At 60.8% G+C, this 18350-nt stretch carries 15 protein-coding genes and 2 pseudogenes; 9 read left to right on the forward strand and 8 right to left on the reverse strand.

Annotated features, from left to right (window positions below; translation table 11 throughout):
- Positions 1 to 107, forward strand: a 107-nt coding sequence (locus ACI1V7_RS27750) for an IS3 family transposase (RefSeq protein ID WP_404535859.1), incomplete at its 5' end; no start/stop codon positions are given.
- Between the two features lie 66 nt (positions 108 to 173).
- On the opposite strand, the gene ACI1V7_RS27755 is transcribed toward ACI1V7_RS27750, so the two are convergent.
- A complete protein-coding gene (locus ACI1V7_RS27755) occupies positions 174 to 1157 on the reverse strand; it encodes a type VI secretion system Vgr family protein (protein WP_404535827.1) in 984 nt (327 codons plus the stop codon).
- 186 nt (positions 1158 to 1343) lie between these two features.
- On the opposite strand from ACI1V7_RS27755, the gene ACI1V7_RS27760 reads away from it, so the two are divergent.
- Positions 1344 to 3167 (forward strand): DUF262 domain-containing protein, encoded by a 1824-nt coding sequence (locus ACI1V7_RS27760; protein ID WP_404535829.1) that lies wholly within the window; start codon positions 1344 to 1346, stop codon positions 3165 to 3167.
- Complete coding sequence (locus tag ACI1V7_RS27765) at positions 3164 to 5566, forward strand: DUF262 domain-containing protein (protein ID WP_404535831.1); 2403 nt, start codon at positions 3164 to 3166, stop codon at positions 5564 to 5566. Before ACI1V7_RS27760 ends, ACI1V7_RS27765 begins: the two co-directional genes overlap by 4 nt.
- A 175-nt stretch (positions 5567 to 5741) precedes the next feature.
- Here the strand turns inward: ACI1V7_RS27765 and ACI1V7_RS27770 are convergent, their stop codons facing one another.
- On the reverse strand, positions 5742 to 8381 hold the full coding sequence (locus tag ACI1V7_RS27770; RefSeq protein ID WP_404535833.1) for a hypothetical protein: 2640 nt from the start codon (positions 8379 to 8381) through the stop codon (positions 5742 to 5744).
- Between the two features lie 348 nt (positions 8382 to 8729).
- Between ACI1V7_RS27770 and ACI1V7_RS27775 the strand changes: the two are divergent.
- Positions 8730 to 8873 (forward strand): annotated as a pseudogene (locus tag ACI1V7_RS27775) (IS6 family transposase); the annotation flags it as partial.
- Positions 8874 to 8875: 2 nt separating this feature from the next.
- Here ACI1V7_RS27775 and ACI1V7_RS27780 read toward each other — a convergent pair.
- On the reverse strand, positions 8876 to 9142 hold the full coding sequence (locus tag ACI1V7_RS27780; protein ID WP_404535835.1) for a hypothetical protein: 267 nt from the start codon (positions 9140 to 9142) through the stop codon (positions 8876 to 8878).
- Positions 9143 to 9485: 343 nt separating this feature from the next.
- Between ACI1V7_RS27780 and ACI1V7_RS27785 the strand changes: the two genes are divergently transcribed.
- From ACI1V7_RS27785 to ACI1V7_RS27795, 3 genes are read left to right on the forward strand one after another with little or no spacing between them, the layout of a single operon-like run.
- Positions 9486 to 9809 (forward strand): hypothetical protein, encoded by a 324-nt coding sequence (locus ACI1V7_RS27785; protein WP_404535838.1) that lies wholly within the window; start codon positions 9486 to 9488, stop codon positions 9807 to 9809.
- Positions 9806 to 11176 carry a TolC family protein gene (locus ACI1V7_RS27790; protein WP_404535841.1) on the forward strand — a complete coding sequence of 457 codons (1371 nt, stop codon included), beginning with the start codon at positions 9806 to 9808 and terminating at the stop codon, positions 11174 to 11176. Before ACI1V7_RS27785 ends, ACI1V7_RS27790 begins: the two co-directional genes overlap by 4 nt.
- Entirely contained in the window at positions 11173 to 12564 is a 1392-nt protein-coding gene (locus ACI1V7_RS27795) for a multicopper oxidase domain-containing protein (protein ID WP_404535843.1), read from the forward strand. The genes ACI1V7_RS27790 and ACI1V7_RS27795 overlap by 4 nt, the downstream gene beginning before the upstream one ends.
- 10 nt (positions 12565 to 12574) lie before the next feature.
- Here ACI1V7_RS27795 and ACI1V7_RS27800 read toward each other — a convergent pair whose 3' ends face one another.
- The 5 genes from ACI1V7_RS27800 to ACI1V7_RS27820 form a co-directional block, all read right to left on the reverse strand.
- Positions 12575 to 13228: a DUF305 domain-containing protein gene (locus tag ACI1V7_RS27800; RefSeq protein ID WP_404535845.1), complete on the reverse strand. Its 654-nt coding sequence runs from the start codon at positions 13226 to 13228 to the stop codon at positions 12575 to 12577.
- A gap of 144 nt (positions 13229 to 13372) precedes the next feature.
- Positions 13373 to 13867 (reverse strand): DUF305 domain-containing protein, encoded by a 495-nt coding sequence (locus ACI1V7_RS27805; protein WP_404535847.1) that lies wholly within the window; start codon positions 13865 to 13867, stop codon positions 13373 to 13375.
- 81 nt (positions 13868 to 13948) lie between these two features.
- Complete coding sequence (locus tag ACI1V7_RS27810; protein WP_404535849.1) at positions 13949 to 14287, reverse strand: four-helix bundle copper-binding protein; 339 nt, start codon at positions 14285 to 14287, stop codon at positions 13949 to 13951.
- A gap of 87 nt (positions 14288 to 14374) precedes the next feature.
- Positions 14375 to 15460: a copper resistance protein B gene (locus ACI1V7_RS27815; RefSeq protein ID WP_404535852.1), complete on the reverse strand. Its 1086-nt coding sequence runs from the start codon at positions 15458 to 15460 to the stop codon at positions 14375 to 14377.
- A gap of 8 nt (positions 15461 to 15468) precedes the next feature.
- Complete coding sequence (locus ACI1V7_RS27820) at positions 15469 to 17331, reverse strand: copper resistance system multicopper oxidase (RefSeq protein WP_404535855.1); 1863 nt, start codon at positions 17329 to 17331, stop codon at positions 15469 to 15471.
- A 743-nt stretch (positions 17332 to 18074) separates the two neighbouring features.
- On the opposite strand from ACI1V7_RS27820, the gene ACI1V7_RS27825 reads away from it, so the two are divergent.
- The gene (locus ACI1V7_RS27825) at positions 18075 to 18254 is read left to right on the forward strand and encodes a hypothetical protein (RefSeq protein WP_404535857.1); all 180 of its coding nucleotides are present in this window, start codon (positions 18075 to 18077) and stop codon (positions 18252 to 18254) included.
- 20 nt (positions 18255 to 18274) lie between these two features.
- A pseudogene (locus tag ACI1V7_RS28390) lies at positions 18275 to 18350 on the forward strand (IS6 family transposase); the annotation flags it as partial.

Genomic DNA, 18350 nt, shown 5'->3' on the forward strand with positions numbered 1-18350 from the left:
ACTACATCGAGATGTTCTACAATCCGAAGCGGCGCCACAGCTTCAATAAACGGCTGTCGCCAGTCGAGTTTGAAAAGCGGCATTTTTTACGGCTGCAGAGTATCTAGGAAAATGGTGGCGATTCAGGTGGCGATTCATGAAGACTAACTATCCAGATGGCTACAAGATTCCGATCAGGTCAGTGCCACCTCACCCTGTTGATTCAGGGTCGGTAGATTCAGATGCGTGGGGCGCGGCCGTTTGAAATCGAAGCTACTGAGCGCCACCTCGCTGGCGACGATATGCCGCGTGGGCGACCAGTCAGCGATGCCGTCTTCCTCGACCGCACCACCATGGCGCTGAAACGGTACCAGCGTATCGCCGTCGATAGCGTCGCTCACCGTGGTGTCGTCGCTCAGCACCAGCGTATGGCCGTTCGCGCTGTGCTCATACCAATAGCTCCAGCCCACGGCTTCCCAGCGCCGGTGAAGGTAATTGTGGTCGCTTTCGTCAAACTGGCAAGCGTCGGTCATCACGGCGTTGTCGCCGGTGATGCGACAATCCCACATGGGCAGCGCGCCATAGTCGGCGAAGATGCTCTCCGTCTGTTCGCGCAGCGTCTTGTGATGGAACAGGTAGTTATCTTTGCGCAGCTTCAGGTAGGCCAGCCATGGCGCCAACTCGGCTTCGTAGAGGGCCATCCCGCCGTCAGTCCGGAGGAACCGGAAACCAAAGACGTAGCCACTGAAATAGCGCAAGCTGCCATCTGCACGGACCAGCTCAACGCACATCAGCTTACCCAACACGTCCTTCAGCGACAGTGTGGCGTTATCTGAGAGCAGTTCGACGGTATATTCAAAGTCGCGCGACAGTGCTTCTGTCGCGTGCAGCCTGTTCGGGAGCAGCTGCGCCGCTGGCCCGTCGGCGTGAGGAAATGACAGGCGAAGAATCCGGTGGTTCTGAAGCCGCTCGATGAGGTCGTGGATCGCCGACATGCTTGCTTTCTGCTGGATAATCGTGATGAATACACGTGGTAGAGATAGCTCGATCTGCCAGTTCGTTTGCCTTGAAGCGTCAGCGTGCGACGGTGTTGAGCAGCCGAACAGTTCCGCATCGAACTTGTCCTGCGGAAACCGAGCGTATCGCGTTCCAGAATGACGCCTTTGGATGCGCGTCAACACCGCTGATGTCTAGTGTGTTCCTTGTATGCGACCGTTGGCACCTCGGCGCTCATCGTGCTGTCAGGCTTTGCCCCAGTGAGCCGACGTGTCAGTAGAAATATCGTGGATAGACGAAGAAGGATTTCATTGCGACGGCCGCCACCGTTTCCCTTTGCAACGGCTTGTGTTTAAAATGCAATAACTATGACCGAGCCCGCCGCCACCGCATCCACGATCCGCTTAGCCGCCATTGCGTCCCTACTCGACAAAGATTTCCGGGTGCCCTCTTACCAGCGCGGCTACCGCTGGACCCGGGACCAAGTCACCGAACTGTTGGACGATATCCGCGAATTTCTGCAGGAGCCAGACGACGGTGACGCGCCGTCGTTCTACTGCCTGCAACCCATCGTCGTACGTGCCTACGCTGACCACATCTGGGATGTCGTCGATGGCCAGCAACGTCTGACCACCCTCTTCTTGATCCTGCGCCACCTCGACGACCTCGTGACGCAGCGCGGTCAACGACGCTTTCGTATGTCCTACGAGACGCGTCGGGCGAGCGAGGAATTTCTCGAGAAATTCCACGCGGATGATGTGCGCAAAAACATCGACTTTTATTACATGCACCAGGCGTCGGACACCATCAAGGCCTGGTTCGCCGGATGTGATGCGGTCGAACGGGCGCGCTTCGCCGACTGCCTACTCAACGATGGCAGCACCGGTAAGAGCGTCAAGGTGATCTGGTATGAACTGGCACCCGATGAGGATCCCATACAAGCTTTTACCCGCCTCAACGTCGGCAAGATCGCACTCAACGATGCCGAGCTGATTCGCGCGCTGTTCCTGCGTGAAGGGAATTTCGCCGCGAACGGTACCTGGGCGGAACGCAGTGCCATCGCCCAAGAATGGGACGAGATCGAAAAGACCCTGCAGGATGACGATGTTTGGTACTTCCTCTACGGTGGCGAGCATCGCTATGCCAGTCGCATCGAGTACATCTTCGAACTGATCGCGCGTGAGCATGGGGGGCTTACCACGGTCACGCCTGAACACCATGCGACGTTTCACTACTGGCGCCGCCGTTTAGAAGCGCCGGGCACCAGTGTGCAAAGCGAATGGCTGACCGTGAAGCATTACTTTATGCGTCTGCATGAATGGTTCCGCGATCGCACCTTGTATCACTTGGTCGGTTACTTGATCAATGATGACGGCGATATGGTCGCGATTCGCAAGGAGGCGGCGGCGCTGACACGCAGCGCGTTTCGGCAGGCCCTCAAGCGGCGCATCCGCGACCGCCTTCTACAACGTCTACCGGCTGCGGGTGATCCGGCCGCCGGCCTCGAGGAAAGCTTACGTGTCAGGCTAGGCAAACTCGATTACGACACCCCCTCGCAGCATGCCAGCATCCGTTCGGTCCTGCTGCTCTTTAACATCGCTGCCCTGCTCGAAAACGAGAAGGCCACCATGCGCTTCCCGTTCGCCCACTTCAGGAAAGAGCAGTGGGACATCGAGCATATCCGTGCTTTGGCCAGCGCAGTGCCGGCTAGCAGCCGCGAACGGCGTGACTGGCTAGACGACCTCGTGCGTTACCTTGATGCTATGGGCGTCAACGACGACACGCGGCGCAAAGCGGCCGCATTGCTGCTGCAGTTGGGGGACGGCGCGACGGCGCCCGGACCGGCGTTCTCGAATGCTTTCTTGGATTTGTATCAGCAGGTGCGCAAGGATTACGATGGAGAAGGCGAATTGGCCGACGACAATAAGCTGGGTAACCTCACCTTGCTCGACGCTGCGACAAACCGTGGCTATGGTAACGCGATGTTTCCGATCAAGCGCAGCAAGATTATTGCGCGCGACCGCGGTGGCGTCTTCGTCCCGCTGTGCACCAGGAACGTCTTCCTGAAGTGCTATAGCACGCGCATTGACCACCTCAGCGGCTGGTCACCAGATGACCGCAAGGATTATTTCAAGGCCATCGTCGACAGCCTGACCGCGCTACTCGGCGGAAATATGGGAGCCGCACAATGAACGCCACGTCGCCGGTGCCGACCACCGAACTCAGTTTTCGTGAACTGATTACGCGCTATCAACGCGTGCGCATTCCCGTGATCCAACGCGACTATGCGCAGGGGCGCGATAGCGCCCACGAGGTGCGCGACGAGTTCCTGCACGCCTTGCACACCGCCCTCGCGCGTGAGCCTGGCGATCCGGCCCTGCCGCTGAATCTCGACTTCGTGTACGGTCGTCGCGAGGACTCGGCCTGTTTCGCACCGCTGGACGGCCAGCAACGCCTGACGACCCTGTTTTTGCTCCACTGGTACTTGGCCTGGCACGATGGCGAGTACACCGACTTCGCCAGCTTTATACGCGAGGGTGACAGCAGCCGTTTCGGCTACGCGATCCGACCGAGTAGCCGCGAGTTCTTCGATGCGCTGAGCGGCTGGGTTCCGGCGTTGATGCCACGTGCAGACACGCTGCCCGCGACACTGGTGCGTGACCAGAACTGGTTCTTCGAAGCCTGGAACGCCGACCCGACCATTCAAGCTGCGCTGGCCATGCTGAACGCTATTCACCGGCGCTTCTACGGTGCGCACGGCATGTACGCGCGCCTAGCGCACGCCGAGCGCCCTTACATCACCCTGCACTTGCTCGATCTCGACCGCTTTGCGCTGGCAGACGACCTATATATCAAGATGAATGCGCGCGGTAAGCCGCTCACGCCGTTCGAACATTTTAAGGCACAGTTCGAGGCGCATTTGGCGACCATGTCGAGCGCACGCACCTACAGCGTGCGCGAGCGACCGGCCACGCTCAAGGAATACGTCAGCCACCGCATCGACGGTGCCTGGACCGACTTGTTCTGGCATGCGCTCAAGGCCAAGCCCGAACTGCTCGACCAAAGCTTCATGCGCCTGATACACGTGGTGGTGATTGTGACCCGTGATCCGCGCAGCCCGGACATCGAAAAACTACTCTCGGAATTGCACGACGCCGCCACGCCGCTGTCGTTCCGTCGTTACCAGGACGCTGGCTGCGTCGATCAAGCCTTTGTCGAGACCTTGATCGCGGTACTCGATGCCTGGTCCGGCGCTGACACGGGCATGCGCGCCGTGCTCGGCGACTCGCCGTATTTTGACGAGCGCGCCGCCTTTGACGCCATCTTGCGTGGTGGCCAGCGCTGGACCTATACCCGCTTGGTGCAATTCCACGCCTACGCTGCCTTCATCGTTCACTTTGGCCGCGAACCGGCGCGCCACCAGTTCCGCGACTGGCTGCGCATTATCGCCAACCTGGCGCGCAACAGTGCCCTCGACAACGTCAGCACCTTCCGTCTGAGCCTGGCCACGATGCAGCGCCTGCTGCCGCACGCATCAGCCATCCTCGACCACTTCGCATCCGGACCACTGGACGTGCAAGGCTTCATTGGCTTGCAGGTGGATGAGGAACGACTCAAAGCAGCGCTGATCCTGCGCGATGAAACAGCCTGGCGCGGGCGTGTTGAGCGCGCTGAGCAGCATGGTTACTTCCAGGGGCAAATCGGCTTCCTGCTGAAATTTGCAGGCATACGTGAGGCTTGGAAGAGCCCTTCCGGCATCGACTGGACGCCGCCACAAGACGAGGCGCTGCGCCGGCGTTTCGATGAGTACTACGTGCGTGCGCTGGCGCTGTTCACGGACGCAGGATTGCGCGACTTCCCAGACCAGGTGTTCGAACGCGCCCTGCTGTCGATTGGCGATTACTTACTCAAGGCAGACAGCAACTGGAGCTTTGGCGAATCGACCGGCCGCGACACCAGTTGGAAGCGCCTGTTACGCGGCAATGGCGATGATGACGGTGATGATGCGAAACGACGCGCCATGTTTCAGGTCTTGCTGGACCGAATCGATCCCGATGCTGCGGTCACACCGCAGTTGGAAGACATCGTCCGAACCACGCCACCGACTGGCGACTGGCGTGAGCCTTTCATTCGCTACCCGCAGATGATCCGCTACTGCGGCATGCGTATGATCCGCTTCCACAACGAAAACCATGTCTACCTGTTGCGCAAGCAGAGGATGAGCGGCGAGCACGCCGAGCTCTACACGTATCACTTGCATGTCAGCGCCCTCCACAAGATGACGCAGGAAGGCAGCTTTGCCCCCTTCACGGAAGCGAGGTACGAAGCGGTCGACACCGACCGCGAAGAACCATGTATTCAGCTGCGCGGCGAAGTCGCCGGCGCGCCATTGATCCTCGAGATCCGCCACGAGCCCAGCACAGTTTTCTTCGCCTTTGCGCTGACGGCCAGCGTTGCGAAGCCGACGGCCGAGCGACTGGCTGCCGTCGGCTTCGCGGCCAGCACCGACGGCACCTTGCGTCGCGCCGTACCGCGCGGCGACGCGATCTCTGCGCTGTCAGAGACGATTAGCGCATTGTACGAGTCCTAGGCGATGCGTCGAATGACGACGCGGCAGCAAATTAGCATGCCTTCCAAGCAGAAGGTGTCGAAGCACGAGAGCTAGCGAGACCGCATTGGCTCGCTGGTCGACGACCAGTGAGCGCAATGCGGTCTAAGGCAACGAGGCGGTAAAGCGGATTGCCCAGATGGCGGCAGCAGCTTGCTTACACGACCGCGGTCAAATGGGGTACGACCACCAACTTCAGTAGTTCCGGCGCATGCTGGCGCGCGTCAGGTAAACGGTCCTTGGCCCATTCAGATCGCTCAGTTTGCGTCAGCAACTGCGTGTCTTGCCGCAATGCGGCCAGTGCAGCGCCGACGGCAGATGGTGGGCTGGTCACCAGTAAATTTTTGATGGCCAAGGGCGGCAGATGCTGGCTGCTGAGCAAAAGCGCTGCTTTTCGGGGCGCCCAGTTCCACAGGCATTCTGCTGCCCGCCTTCCCAGGTCCGGATGATCGAGCAAGGCTTCCATGTCTAAGCTGGTGTCGGGACCGTAGGCGAAGAGGAAGCCCGCAATCTCAAACGGAAACAAGCTCAAACCCTGCATGGTTGGCACAGACGTCAACAGTTGGCGCTTGAAGGGCGTTGACAACAAGCCGGGATGACGCGCCAGGAACACCAAGTCCTCATTGGCCAGTTCGCTTAAGGCGCGTTCGGCGTCCTGCTCGAGTTGTTCCATCACCCACGCGAGCAGCGGCGAATAGTGATAGTCGGCAGAATGCCGCGTAAACAAACCTGCCCCAAACTGCGACGATTGCGAAGACGACTGGTCGAACTGACGATGACGGTAAGCCACCAAGGACGGCCACCAGGCCAGCGCGATCTCGTGATTCGTGCGCGCTCGGTCCGACACCACCACATCCAACAGCGCTTGCTCGGCACCTGGGTTGCCGATCACCGCGTACCACCAATCTGGCTGTGCTACCCACGCCTTGTTGGCGGCTTGTGCGAGCAAGCCGGCGACGAACACCGGCGCCATCTTGTCGTATTGCGGCGCCGTCTCGAGCATCGTTAGCCAGTGCCGCACGATGCGCAAAAAATCATGCAGTGGCAAGGGCAGACGGTCCCAACTATAGGACGAGTACGACGCCCCATAGCTGTTCAGCCAATTTGGAACGGTGTCCGGCAGCGTCTCAAACCAGCTTGGGAACTGCCAGCTCGACGTCACCCCGTCACAGGGTTCTGTGCGCAGACTCCATGCCCAACAGATCGCAATCCACTCCACCTGCGAGGCGGGCGTGTGCAGCGCGCGCGAATAAGGGATCAGCACATCCTGTTCGCGACGCAAGCGCGACACCACCGGGCCTAGCAGCCTGGGCAGAGTATTGCCCATGGTTTCTCCTCGTACCAGGCGACGGCCCACGGCAGCAAACAAGGCTTCCCCCGCCCCCAGGTAGGCCGGATCGGCCAACAGCGTGCCCAAGTGAACGGCCACACCTTCGAGCTCTGAGATGGACAGTGCGTCGAAGGCGGCATCCAAGAACGGTCGTCGCTGCTCGTCGAAACACGCCGGCATCCAAGCCCCGACCTTACCCTCAATCAACTGACGCGTGAGGTAGTTGCGCAAAAGAAGACGGATCACGACAGGGCGCTTGAAATCGTAAGCGCTGCCGGTTCGCGTAATAAAGTGCGCGAGCAGAACGTCAAATTGACAGACGCCGTTCGCCAGCGTCGCCCAATCATCTTGGCTGAGTTCGCCGCTCCAAGGCAGATGCCAACTCGTCCAACGTGCTTGGACCAAGCGTTCCGTGAGACTCAGGTCGGCTTCCTTGCGGTTGAAGAGCAGATTCAGTAAGGCGGACAAGTCGGTACCTCGGCCGACCGCCGCGGCCAATTTGCGCTCGCCCTGCTCGGACACGGCCTGCGCCAGCACGAGAACGTCCTCGACTTGCGTAAACCATTGACCGCTGGGATCAAACTTATTCAACAGTTGCTGGGCGCCTGCGCTACTAAATGAGGTTTCTGTGCCCGCCTTATTCAGACGCTGTTCCACCCACGTCAGCAGGAGTTCGCGCCAGTTCGGTAACAGTGTCCACACCCAGCTTTCGAGTTCGAGCCGCTTTACTAACTTCGCTCCCCTGCCTTGTACGCTGGCGTTCGCCTCCGGCAGGGAGGGCATCGGCCAAGGTGAAATGATCAGCAACGGTGCACCTTGACGATGCTGCATCACCAACTGCAACGCCTCACCCGTCGCATCGTCACGGAGGACGACCACCAGCGGCTTCTGGTGGTGCAGGTAGTCCAGATGCTTATCCAACACGCCGTCCAGCGTAGCTTCGAAGACGACGTGGTGATGACTGACGGCGTCCAGCTTACGGGTCAGCAAATCGAATTCGATATGGTCGGGCACATAAAGCCATTGGGTCTGACTTGGTCCCACACCCAAGGCGCCAGGGGTCAACCAGAAATCCAAGGTGGGTTTCGAATAATAGCGGCTAGGCCCGACTGGGGCATTATTCTCCATTTTTTTTGCCTCGCCGATGACCCAGGTAGCTTCGCGCTGCAGCGCTAGCGCAGGAAAATCCGGGAACATGGGCGGCGCGAAGGTATGCCGCCCCGTCTTTTTCTCGAGATTCAGATCGTTGATGTCCAACTCGAGGTACTCGACCAGATGCTGCGTCTCATCGGGCCGGTTCAGCCACCAAGTCGGGTCGCCACGGTCCAAGGCACCGATCATCTTGCTCAGCGTACGCGGGTTATCAATTGTGAATACGCCGGGATACGTATCCATCAGAATTCCGGCGAGGGCATCATTCGAGCGGATGTCCTTACGTTTGCGGGCAGCCTTGATCGGGTTTTGCATGTTCACTCCATGGTTCGGTTGTGCATGCATGATATGCCGTCAAGAAAACGAAGTAAACGCCGGCCCGTTTGCGAAAATCGCATAACAATCGCACTAATTTGCGCAACCATGCACTGCCGCCTATAGTTCGGTTCAAGCGCAGCCTACTCGGCGGCGCTGCCCTTCTGGTGCATTGATGCATTGACCTTACTTAGGAGAAATATTATGTGGGAATCCATTCTGAAAGCCGTGGTGGTGGCCGTGGTGACCAAAGCTGCCGAAGAAATTGCAAAGCAAATCCAAGACTAGGGGATCGTAAAAGCCGCGAGCCTCATGGCGCCGGTGGGTCTTGGTTCTTCGTGCTTCATCGTGAAGAGCTTCGCGTCCGCTGCCACGACAATTCAAGGCGTTGAGCTTATGCATCGTATTCGCAAAGGCCAGTTTGACTTGCGTGCGCTGGCAACTCAGGGGCAAACTCCGCCCGAAATCTGGGCAGCTGTCCTAGCTGCTTGAACTCACGGGGCATTCGGCTCAGTCTGCGCTCCCTCATCCAAAATTTGCACCAGAACCCCGTTGGGCGCATCCTGACCAGTCCCAAATCGGATTACCTCATCGGGAAAAAACACCAGGAAACCAGTGCCTTGATGCACGTTCTTGGTTTGCGGTACTATGGTGGAATCATGCGCTCGCTCTTCCGCTTTCTCCTTTGGCTTTCGATCACGGTGTTGTCCGTCCAGGGCAGCGCTGCGATGGCTATCGGAAAAACTGAAAAGATCGTGCATGAAACAGTCGTCACGACTGCCCACCAGCATCATCAAGCCGCTGAGCAAAGTGTGGGCGACCACTGCAGCAAGCACGACTCGAAGACCGCAGCATCGCCGCATGCTAAGTGCGCCGCTTGCGCAGCTTGCTGCGTCGGTAGCGCGGCGCCTCCAGGTCTGACGCCAAGTTTCCACACACCGCCGCTGGCCTCCTCGCACCATGCGAATCCGGAGGCCGCGATGACGTCCTTCGTCCCTTCGGCCCTCGAACGGCCGCCCCGAGATCTGTTCGTTTGATTTTCGGGCGCGCTCACGGCGCGCATTCGGGCCGGCTGTCCGGCTCCCAATCACACGAAACAAAGACATGAAATTCTCACACCTGCTGCTGCTCGCAGCTGGCGTGCCGCTGCTCGCTTCGGCGCAAACGGACCGGCCGATGCCGCCCGCAGCCGACGCGAATGCACCTGTCACGCCTTTGCAGTACCAATCCGTCTTCGCCGATTACGTCACGGCGAAGGAAGCGCCGCAGTCGCCTGACAAAGTCTGGGTTCGCGCGAACCGCGCGGTCCTCGGCGAGGAGGGCGAAGCCTCGACACCGAGCGGACAGCCCACTGCCAGCGCCTCCGAAAAGACCGCCAAGCCGGAGCCGATGCACGGCAAGCACGAACACCATGGAGAGCACCAATGAACGCACCGGTACGACCAGGCCTGCGCCGGCTCGCAGTGGCGGCCGCTGCCGCCTTGCTCTCGGGCTGCGCGAGCTTTTCCCAGGATGGCGGTGTCAATGACGTCGCCCGGTTGACGCAGGAGCGCATTGGCCAACCGGCGCCCATCAAGCGGGACCAGGACGCGAAGGCCGAAGTGGCCGCCCTGCTGTCGAAGCCTCTCAACGCTGATGCCGCGGTGCGCATCGCCCTGCTCAACAACCAGGCACTGCAGGCGACGCTGGCCGAACTGGCGATCGCCGAAGCGGACTTCGTCCAGGCCGGCCGGCTGCCCAACCCAGGCCTGAGCTTCGGCCGGATCCGCGGTGGCGGCGAGACCGAAATCGACCGTGGCCTGTCCTTCAACCTTGCTGCCCTCCTGACCCTGCCGGCACGCACCGGCATCGAGCGCCGCCGCTTCGAACAGACCAAGCTGCAGGCCGCCATGCAGGCCGTGACGCTGGCTGCCGACACGCGCAAGGCGTATTACTCCGCCGTCGCCGCGGCCCAGGCATCGTCCTTCGCGGACAAGGTGCGCGGATCGGCCGAAGCGGCCGCCGAGCTGGGCGCGCGCATGCGCGCTGCGGGGAACTGGAGCGCGCTGGACGCGGCACGCGAGCGGGCCTATTACCAGGACGCGGTGACGCAGCAGGCGCAGGCCCGCCTGCAGGCCACGACGACGCGCGAGGAGCTGGTCCGCTTGCTGGGCCTGTGGGGCCCTTCCCTCAAGTTCACCCTGCCGGACCGGCTTCCCGATCTCCCCGTCCAGGCACGGGAGGTAGCGAATGCCGAAGCCGATGCGCTGTCGCAGCGGCTCGACGTCCTCATCGCGCGCCAGGATGCGGAGGCGACGGCCAAGGCGCTCGGGTTGACCCGTGCGACCGGATTTATCAATGTCTTCGATGCGGGTTACGTCAACAAGAGCACGACCGGCATGCCGCGCGAGAACGGCTATGAGGTTTCACTGGAGCTGCCGCTGTTCGACTGGGGCGGCGCGCGCGTGGCACGTGCGCAGGCGTCGTACATGCAGGCAGTCCACCGCACCGGCGACGTCGCCGTGAAGGCACGATCCGAGGTGCGCCAGGCCTATGCCACCTATCGCACCGCCTACGACATCGCCCGTCACTACCGCGACGAGGTCGTTCCCGTGCGCAAGCAGATCGCCGATGAGGTACTGCTTCGATATAACGGCATGCTCGCCAGTACCTTCGAGCTGCTGGCCGAATCCCGAGAACAGCTTGCCAGCGTCAATGCCTCGATCGCCGCGCAGCGCGACTTCTGGATCGCCGACACCAATCTTCAGTCCGCCATGACTGCCGGCGGCAACTTTGAATCAAGGACAGCACAATGATTTCCCGTCGAGATTTCTTCAAAGGCGCCGGCGCCGTCGCCGTGAGCACTGCCGCAGTCAGTCGGGTGGGCGCGGCATCGCTGCCCGAAGCGATGGTCATGAACAATGCGAAAACCCATGTACCGCCGCCGCCGGCCACCGGGCGCCCGTTCAACCCGGTCGTGACCCTGAACGGCTGGTCCCTGCCCTGGCGCATGAACAATGGTGTGAAGGAGTTCCACCTGGTGGCCGAACCAGTCCTGCGCGAGTTCGCGCCTGGCATGAAGGTCAACCTGTGGGGCTACAACGGCCAGTCCCCGGGACCGACCATCGAAGTCGTCGAAGGCGACCGGGTACGCATTTTCGTGACCAACAAACTCCCCGAGCATACCAGCGTCCACTGGCACGGCCAGCGCCTGCCGAACGGCATGGATGGCGTGACCGGTCTGACCCAGCCGGGTATTGCGCCGGGTAAAACCTTCGTCTACGAGTTCGTGGCGAGGCGCCCCGGCACCTTCATGTACCACCCGCACGCCGACGAGATGACCCAGATGGCGATGGGCATGATGGGCTTCTGGGTGACCCATCCGAAGGACATCGCGAAGTTTGCCGTCGACCGCGACTTCGTGTTCCTGCTCAGCGCCTACGACATCGAGCCGGGCAGCTATACGCCAAGGGTAAACGAGATGACCGACTTCAACCTGTGGACCTTCAACAGCCGGGTATTCCCGGGCATCGACACCATGCCTGTGCGCCAGGGTGACCGCGTGCGCATCCGCGTCGGCAACCTGACGATGACGAACCATCCGATCCACCTCCACGGCCACGAGTTCGAGGTGACGGGAACCGACGGCGGCTGGACTCCGCCAGGGTCGCGTTGGCCGGAGGTGACGACCGACGTCGCGGTCGGCCAGATGCGCGCCATCGAATTCATCGCCACGGACCTGGGCGACTGGGCCTTCCACTGCCATAAATCGCATCACACGATGAACGCGATGGGCCACGATGTCCCGAACCTGATCGGGGTCGACCATCGCGGCATCGCCGAGAAGATCACCAAGATCGTGCCGGACTATATGGTCATGGGCGAAAAGGGAGGATCGATGGGCGGCATGGAAATGCCAATCCCGGAAAACACCCTGCCGATGATGACCGGCGATGGTCCGTTCGGCGGCGTCGAGATGGGCGGCATGTTCACCGTGCTGAAGGTGCGCAAGGACCAGAAGCGCGGCGACTACACCGATCCGGGCTGGTACAAGCACCCCGCCGGGACGGTCGCCTACGAATGGACCGGACACTTGCCCGACCCGGCGCGCAGCGACGACGCCGGCCGCAGCCTGATGCCAGCCAAGACCAAGCCCGACGTGGAGCTGCAGGTCCGCAAGCCCACCGGGCACGGCGAACACTGAAGGGGCGCAGCTAGTCCTGTTCCTGCCTCCGGCCACTCGGTGCGAAACCGCATTCGTTGAAGCGCATGCACAGCATCTCACGCATGTCGTTGATCTGGTTCTTCTGCGTGACCACGATGTTCTCGCAATAGCGCCGCAAGCCTTGGTGATCGAGGTCGTTCTGTACCTGGCAGTGGACACTGGGCGCGAGGATCGTGAAGTGGTGGTTGCTGAAGGTGCGCAGGAACGTGCGATCGAATTGCGCCCCGGCCGGCGTATTCTCGAGCAACTGGATCATCTGGCGCCCTTCCGGCATCAGGACAGGGTTGTGCTGGATGCCGTACCAGTCACGCAGGAATCGCTGCGCCTTGGTGATTTCCTCCCGCTGCACGCGGTTGTCCTGGCGCGCCAGTGAACGGATGCGCTCGTCGGTGGCTTTTGCCGGCGTCGCCCCGTAACCTGGGGTCGGCGACGTTCCTTCGTCCGGGTTCTGGATGGCGGCGTCGCGCGTGCGATCGGTACCGGCCGCCAGTTCCGTTATCCGCAATGCCGAGAAATGGTGGTCGATGACGAACACCAGGTAATCCTTCTCATACGCAGCGGTTGCTCCACTGCCCGGTGCGTCCGCCAGCGCGGGCTGCAGTGTCGCTGCGCCGACCACTGCGGCAAGCAGTGCGTTACGCATCGGGCTCCCGACTTTCGTACATCTGCGCGCTGAGGTCATAGTTTGGTTGCTCATATTGCCTCCATGGTCGAGGTTCATTGAAGGCCGTGCTAATCGTTCAGCCAACGGTCAGTAGATCGCATAGCCGGTGATTGGTTCGTACCCTCATTTTTTCGTTTCCAGATCGCGGATGTACTCCTTCATTTCACCGATCTCCTTTTTTTGTGCAGCAATGATCCCGTCGGCCAGTTTGCGAACCCTCGGGTCGGTAATGTTCGCGCGTTCGCTCGTCAGGATGGCGATGGAGTGGTGGGGAATCATGGCCTTCATATATGCCACATCACCGACCGTCGCCTGGCTTCGCACCAACCAGAGCGATACGACGAATACCACGAGGCTTCCCACAAGAATACCTATGTTGGCTCCTTTGTTCGGATACATCTTCCACATGAACGCGAGCATCACGATAGCCATGGTGGCGCCCATGATGAGTGCCATGAAAGCCCTCGTTTCACTGAAAAAGATGTGATCGACCGAATAGGTGTTCAGATACATCAGCCCAAACATGATGATGGTCCCGACCAGGATCATTTGAGCGAATGTCGTGTATTTCATTGTTGCCATTGCATGCTCTTGACGAGGCGCGTGCGATTCGTCCATTGGTTTCTCCTTTTGAATTGACCGATATAAAGCGGCGCCGGGACGACATTGGGCCGGCGCCGATGCCTTGCCAACGAATTATCAAACCACAGCAGCAGCCACCATCCGGCGGCACTCTTCCGCACAGCGCCGGCAGGCGGCGGCGCAATCCTTGCAGTGCTGCGCCTGATGCTTGGCGCACTCGTCACCGCATGCCTGGCACACCTGAGCGCAGACCTGGCAGAGTGCTGCCGTAAATTCACTGCCCCTGGCCATGAAGGCGGCAGCCAGTCGGCAGATTTGGGCGCAGTCCATGTCAAGTGCAATGCAGCGCGCCATCATCTTGACGTCGTCTTCCTGCAGGCAGGCCGTCGAGCACATGTCGCATGCGTCGGCGCAGGCGTTGCAAGCTTCGATACAGGATTGATACTGGTGTTGCATGATGTTCTCCTTGAATGGTTGTGAATACCTCTTCAGGACGTCCGTTTTGGAAATCGCAAAGCGGGTCATGGCCGCCCCGCATAGTTGTCAGTACCAGATGCGCACTCCGGCCACGATCTGCGTGCTCTTGTTGCGCTCGCCCCTCGCGCGCGCATAGTCGGCCGTGCCACCGTAGTTGTGTGCCCAGGTCACGCCGATATACGGGGCGAACTGGCGCCGGATTTCGTAGCGCAGGCGCAGGCTCAGGCCGAGGTCGGACAGGCCGCTGCCCAGGCCCCTGGCCGGATCGGATCCGCTGTACAGGTTGCCCTCGACTTCGGGCTCGAGGATCAGGCGTTGGGTGAACAGCAGTTCGTAGCGCACCTTGAAGCGCGCGCCAAGCCTGCCGCCGGTCCAGTAGGCAGTCGCTTCCGTGTCGAACCAATAAGGCGCCAAGCCGCGCACACCGAAGGCCAGCCAGTTGCGTGAATCGCCCCCGCCGGTGTCGTGGCGCACGCCGAGCTGCGTACTCCAGAACGTTGCGAAGGTGTGGTCCCACAAGGCTTCCGTGCGCAGGCTCTGCAAATGTCCGTCGCGCCGCTCGCCTTCTGCCTTGAACCATGCCTTGTTGTAGTCGTTCCCGTACCAGGCCTCGCCATCGAGGTTCTGCCCATGTTCGCCATCACCCTTGGCATATTCGAAGTTATCGAGAAGGATGCGGCCGAACCGCATTTCGTCGTTCATTTCGTTACCGGGCAGGTCGGCGAAGGTCGTACCCTCGGCATAGGCATTCGGGTCGCGGGCATCGGGAGGCGGACTGCCACCCTGCATCGGCCCCATCTTCATGCCCTGGTCCATGCCTGCCATGCCATTGCCTTGGCCTGCCTTGCCCTGTTTCGGCGACGATTCGGGAGCCCGCATCTGCTCCCCGTTCGCGTGATTCATCTGCGAATGGTCCATCTGTGAATGATCCATCTGCGAGTGGTCCATCGTCGACTGGCCCTTTTTTGACTGGTCCGTCTTTGGTTGGCCCATCTGCGAATGGTCCATCCCTTCCATCGATCCGGAGTGGCTCGTGCTGGGTGCCTGGCCTGTCTCGCCTTGCTTTGCCTGTTCGGTTACCTGGGCAGATACCGCAGTCCCCGCCGACATGCCAAGGACCAGCAGCGCGACGGCTGCATCTGTTTTCGACATTGCGGTTCTCATGAGACGACTACCTCCCTGAACATGCCTGCTTCCATGTGGTACAGCAGGTGGCAGTGATATGCCCAGTGGCCTGGGGCGTCGGCCGTCACGCGGTAGGTGATACGCTGGGCCGGCTGCACGTTGATCGTATGCTTGCGGACCTGGAAATCGCCGTTCGGCGACTCGAGCTCGCTCCACATGCCGTGCAGGTGGATCGGGTGGTTCATCATGGTGTCGTTGACCAGTACGATGCGGAGCCGCTCGCCCTTCCTGAAGTGGACCGGCTTGGACTCCGAGAACTTCTGGCCGTCGAAGGACCACATGAACCGTTCCATGTTGCCGGTCAGGTGCAATTCGATCTCGCGGGTGGGCTGCCGGTCGTCGATCGGCCCGCCGATGGTGCGGAGATCGGCATAGGTCAGCACCCGTCGGCCGTTGGCGCGCAGGTTGACGCCGGGGTCATCGAGATTGGTGCGCGGCATGTCGACGTGCATGTCGACGCCCGGGCCATACTCGGTGCGCGCGTGCGTGACCTTGGGGGGCGTGCCCTGAGCCATTTGCATCGAATGGCCGCCATGCTGCATCTGCCCCATCGGCATCCCTCCATGGGACATGCCCTGCATATCGTGCATGCCTTCCATCGAGTGCATGTCGTGCGGCGCTTTCCCTTGCGTTCCCTGGGCCGGCACGGCTGCGCCGTGGTGCATGCCACCCATGCTCGGCATCGCCATCGCGCCCATCATGTCCTGCATGGCCAGCCACTGGGGCGCATCCATCTCCGGCACCGGCGCCGACATGCCCATGCGTGGCGCCAGCGTCGCACGGACGAAGCCTGAGCGCCCGATCGACTGTGCGAAGATGGTGTAGGCACGGTCATCAAGCGGTTCGACCAGCACGTCGTAGGTCTCGGCCACGGAAATCCTGAACTCGTCGACCGCCACCGGCTCGACGTCCTGTCCATCCGCCGAGACGACCGTCATCTTCAGGCCGGGGATACGCACGTCGAAAATGGTCGTCGCCGCTCCGTTGATGAAGCGCAGCTTGACCTTCTCCCCGGGTCGGAACAGTGCAGTCCAGTTCTTGTCGGCCGGCGCGCCATTGATCAGGTAGGCCAGTCTCACGCCCAGGTTGCGGCTGGCGGTGACATCGCTGAAGTCGGTCGGCAGCATGCGCATCTGGTTCCACATCTTTCGTTTCTCGAGTGCGGCGGACAGCCCGTTCTGCCCGACGTCGCTCAGGAACTGGCCAACGGTTGGCTGGTTCATGTTGAAGAAGTCGCTCATCTTCTTCAGCTTGGCGAAGACCTTGGCCGGGTCGCCATCGACCCAATCAGTCAGCATGACCACGTAGTCGCGGTCAGCCTTGACCCGCTCGCCGCCCTTTGGCTCGATCACGATCGGACCGTACAAGCCGCTTTGCTCCTGGAACTCGGAATGGCTGTGGTACCAGTAGGTTCCGCTCTGCTTGACCTCGAAGCGGTAGGTGAAGGTCTGGCCCGGCAGGATGCCGCCGAAGCTGATTCCCGGCACACCGTCCATCTCCGCCGGAAGCAGGATGCCGTGCCAGTGAATCGAACTCGTCACCGGAAGCCGGTTCGTCACACGCAGGGTGATCGTATCGCCCTCACGCCAGTACAGGATCGGCGCCGGCACCTGGCCATTGACCGCCGTGGCCACCTGCGGCGTCCCTGTAAAATTGACCGGGGCAGGCGCAATCTCCAGATCAAATTCCGTGCCGCGCAATATCGGCTGCTGCATTTGTCCAGCAGCCATCAGCCTGGCCGGTGCCAGGCCTGCCAACGCAGCAGCGGCACCTGCCCCCTGCAGGATTCGCCGCCGCCACCGGTTGACGGCGCCCCCCCTAAAAACGTTTTGCTGCATAAAGTTTTCCCTAGATGTGAATCACATGACAGCTGATCGACCCAGTAGGCGAAGTGCATTGCGTAACACGAAGACGGAGCAAGCAAATGCCTGCGTCTTGGAGCACAGTGAGAAATAGGCTGACAAGCATGGGCCGACGGCGTTGGCGCTCGGCCGTGCACACGCAATGCACCTTAAGCATCGCCAGGAACGTGATCGTGTCGGCCAGGCTAGAAGGTCACACGCGCGGAGGCCGTTCTATGCGGGACGGGATCCATCCCGTGAAGGAGGAGCCTGGAGGGAGGGTATCGTTTGCGAAGTGCTCTTCCGGGAGGATGGTCAATGCAAACGGCGGGGGCGCAGATGCTCCTACCCAGCACGCACTACAGGCCCTGCAGGACGAATGCTCCTGGTGCCCGCCCTGATCGCAGGGCATATCCTGATGAGCGACATTGGCGCCGGCATGTTCCTGTGCCTTCGGCTGGGCCATCGACATCATCACGCCAGGATCGGCGCAGTCATCCATGGACTCTGCACCCGCGCCTGCGATTGACGCATGCGCCATCGTGCATGGCAGTTTGATCGTCGCAGCAATGCCCTGCACGGGCAGCGACACGATCAGTAACCAGAGCATGAGGGTTCGGACTAGAAGGCGCATGTAAATTAATCTATCACATGCAAAAATGACATATGGGCACGATACGGCTTCGCAACATACCGAACAGCAGGGTTTCCGATATTTCCGCATATGCTAGAATCGCCGCGTGAAAGCCATCCTGAAAGTACTGATCGTCTGGATGACGTTGCTGGCGGTGCCGCTTCAAGGCTTCGCTTCCGCAACGATGTCCTGCTGCCCGCCGCCGTCGGCCGCGGCACAGCATGATCACGATCATGAACCGATGGCCGGTGACGACGGTTGTGGTGCAAACTTGTGGCTGGGCTAAAATGACGGTCTTTGCCCAGCATGCGTAATTGTCCAAGCAAGACTGACCTGTTCAAAGGCCGACACTTCGAGCAGGAGATCATCATTCTTTGCGTGC

The organism is Massilia paldalensis (genome assembly GCF_044901715.1).
GTDB lineage: Bacteria > Pseudomonadota > Gammaproteobacteria > Burkholderiales > Burkholderiaceae_D > Telluria > Telluria paldalensis.

Bases quoted from the DNA above. Each gene is read 5' to 3' on its own strand.
- ACI1V7_RS27760 (WP_404535829.1), top strand. From the start codon at position 1,344: ATGACCGAGCCCGCCGCCACCGCATCCACGATCCGCTTAGCCGCCATT.
- ACI1V7_RS27765 (WP_404535831.1), top strand. From the start codon at position 3,164: ATGAACGCCACGTCGCCGGTGCCGACCACCGAACTCAGTTTTCGTGAA.
- ACI1V7_RS27770 (WP_404535833.1), bottom strand. From the start codon at position 8,381: ATGCAAAACCCGATCAAGGCTGCCCGCAAACGTAAGGACATCCGCTCG.
- ACI1V7_RS27780 (WP_404535835.1), bottom strand. From the start codon at position 9,142: ATGCACGATCTTTTCAGTTTTTCCGATAGCCATCGCAGCGCTGCCCTG.
- ACI1V7_RS27785 (WP_404535838.1), top strand. From the start codon at position 9,486: ATGAAATTCTCACACCTGCTGCTGCTCGCAGCTGGCGTGCCGCTGCTC.
- ACI1V7_RS27790 (WP_404535841.1), top strand. From the start codon at position 9,806: ATGAACGCACCGGTACGACCAGGCCTGCGCCGGCTCGCAGTGGCGGCC.
- ACI1V7_RS27795 (WP_404535843.1), top strand. From the start codon at position 11,173: ATGATTTCCCGTCGAGATTTCTTCAAAGGCGCCGGCGCCGTCGCCGTG.
- ACI1V7_RS27800 (WP_404535845.1), bottom strand. From the start codon at position 13,228: ATGCGTAACGCACTGCTTGCCGCAGTGGTCGGCGCAGCGACACTGCAG.
- ACI1V7_RS27805 (WP_404535847.1), bottom strand. From the start codon at position 13,867: ATGGACGAATCGCACGCGCCTCGTCAAGAGCATGCAATGGCAACAATG.
- ACI1V7_RS27810 (WP_404535849.1), bottom strand. From the start codon at position 14,287: ATGCAACACCAGTATCAATCCTGTATCGAAGCTTGCAACGCCTGCGCC.
- ACI1V7_RS27815 (WP_404535852.1), bottom strand. From the start codon at position 15,460: ATGTCGAAAACAGATGCAGCCGTCGCGCTGCTGGTCCTTGGCATGTCG.
- ACI1V7_RS27820 (WP_404535855.1), bottom strand. From the start codon at position 17,331: ATGCAGCAAAACGTTTTTAGGGGGGGCGCCGTCAACCGGTGGCGGCGG.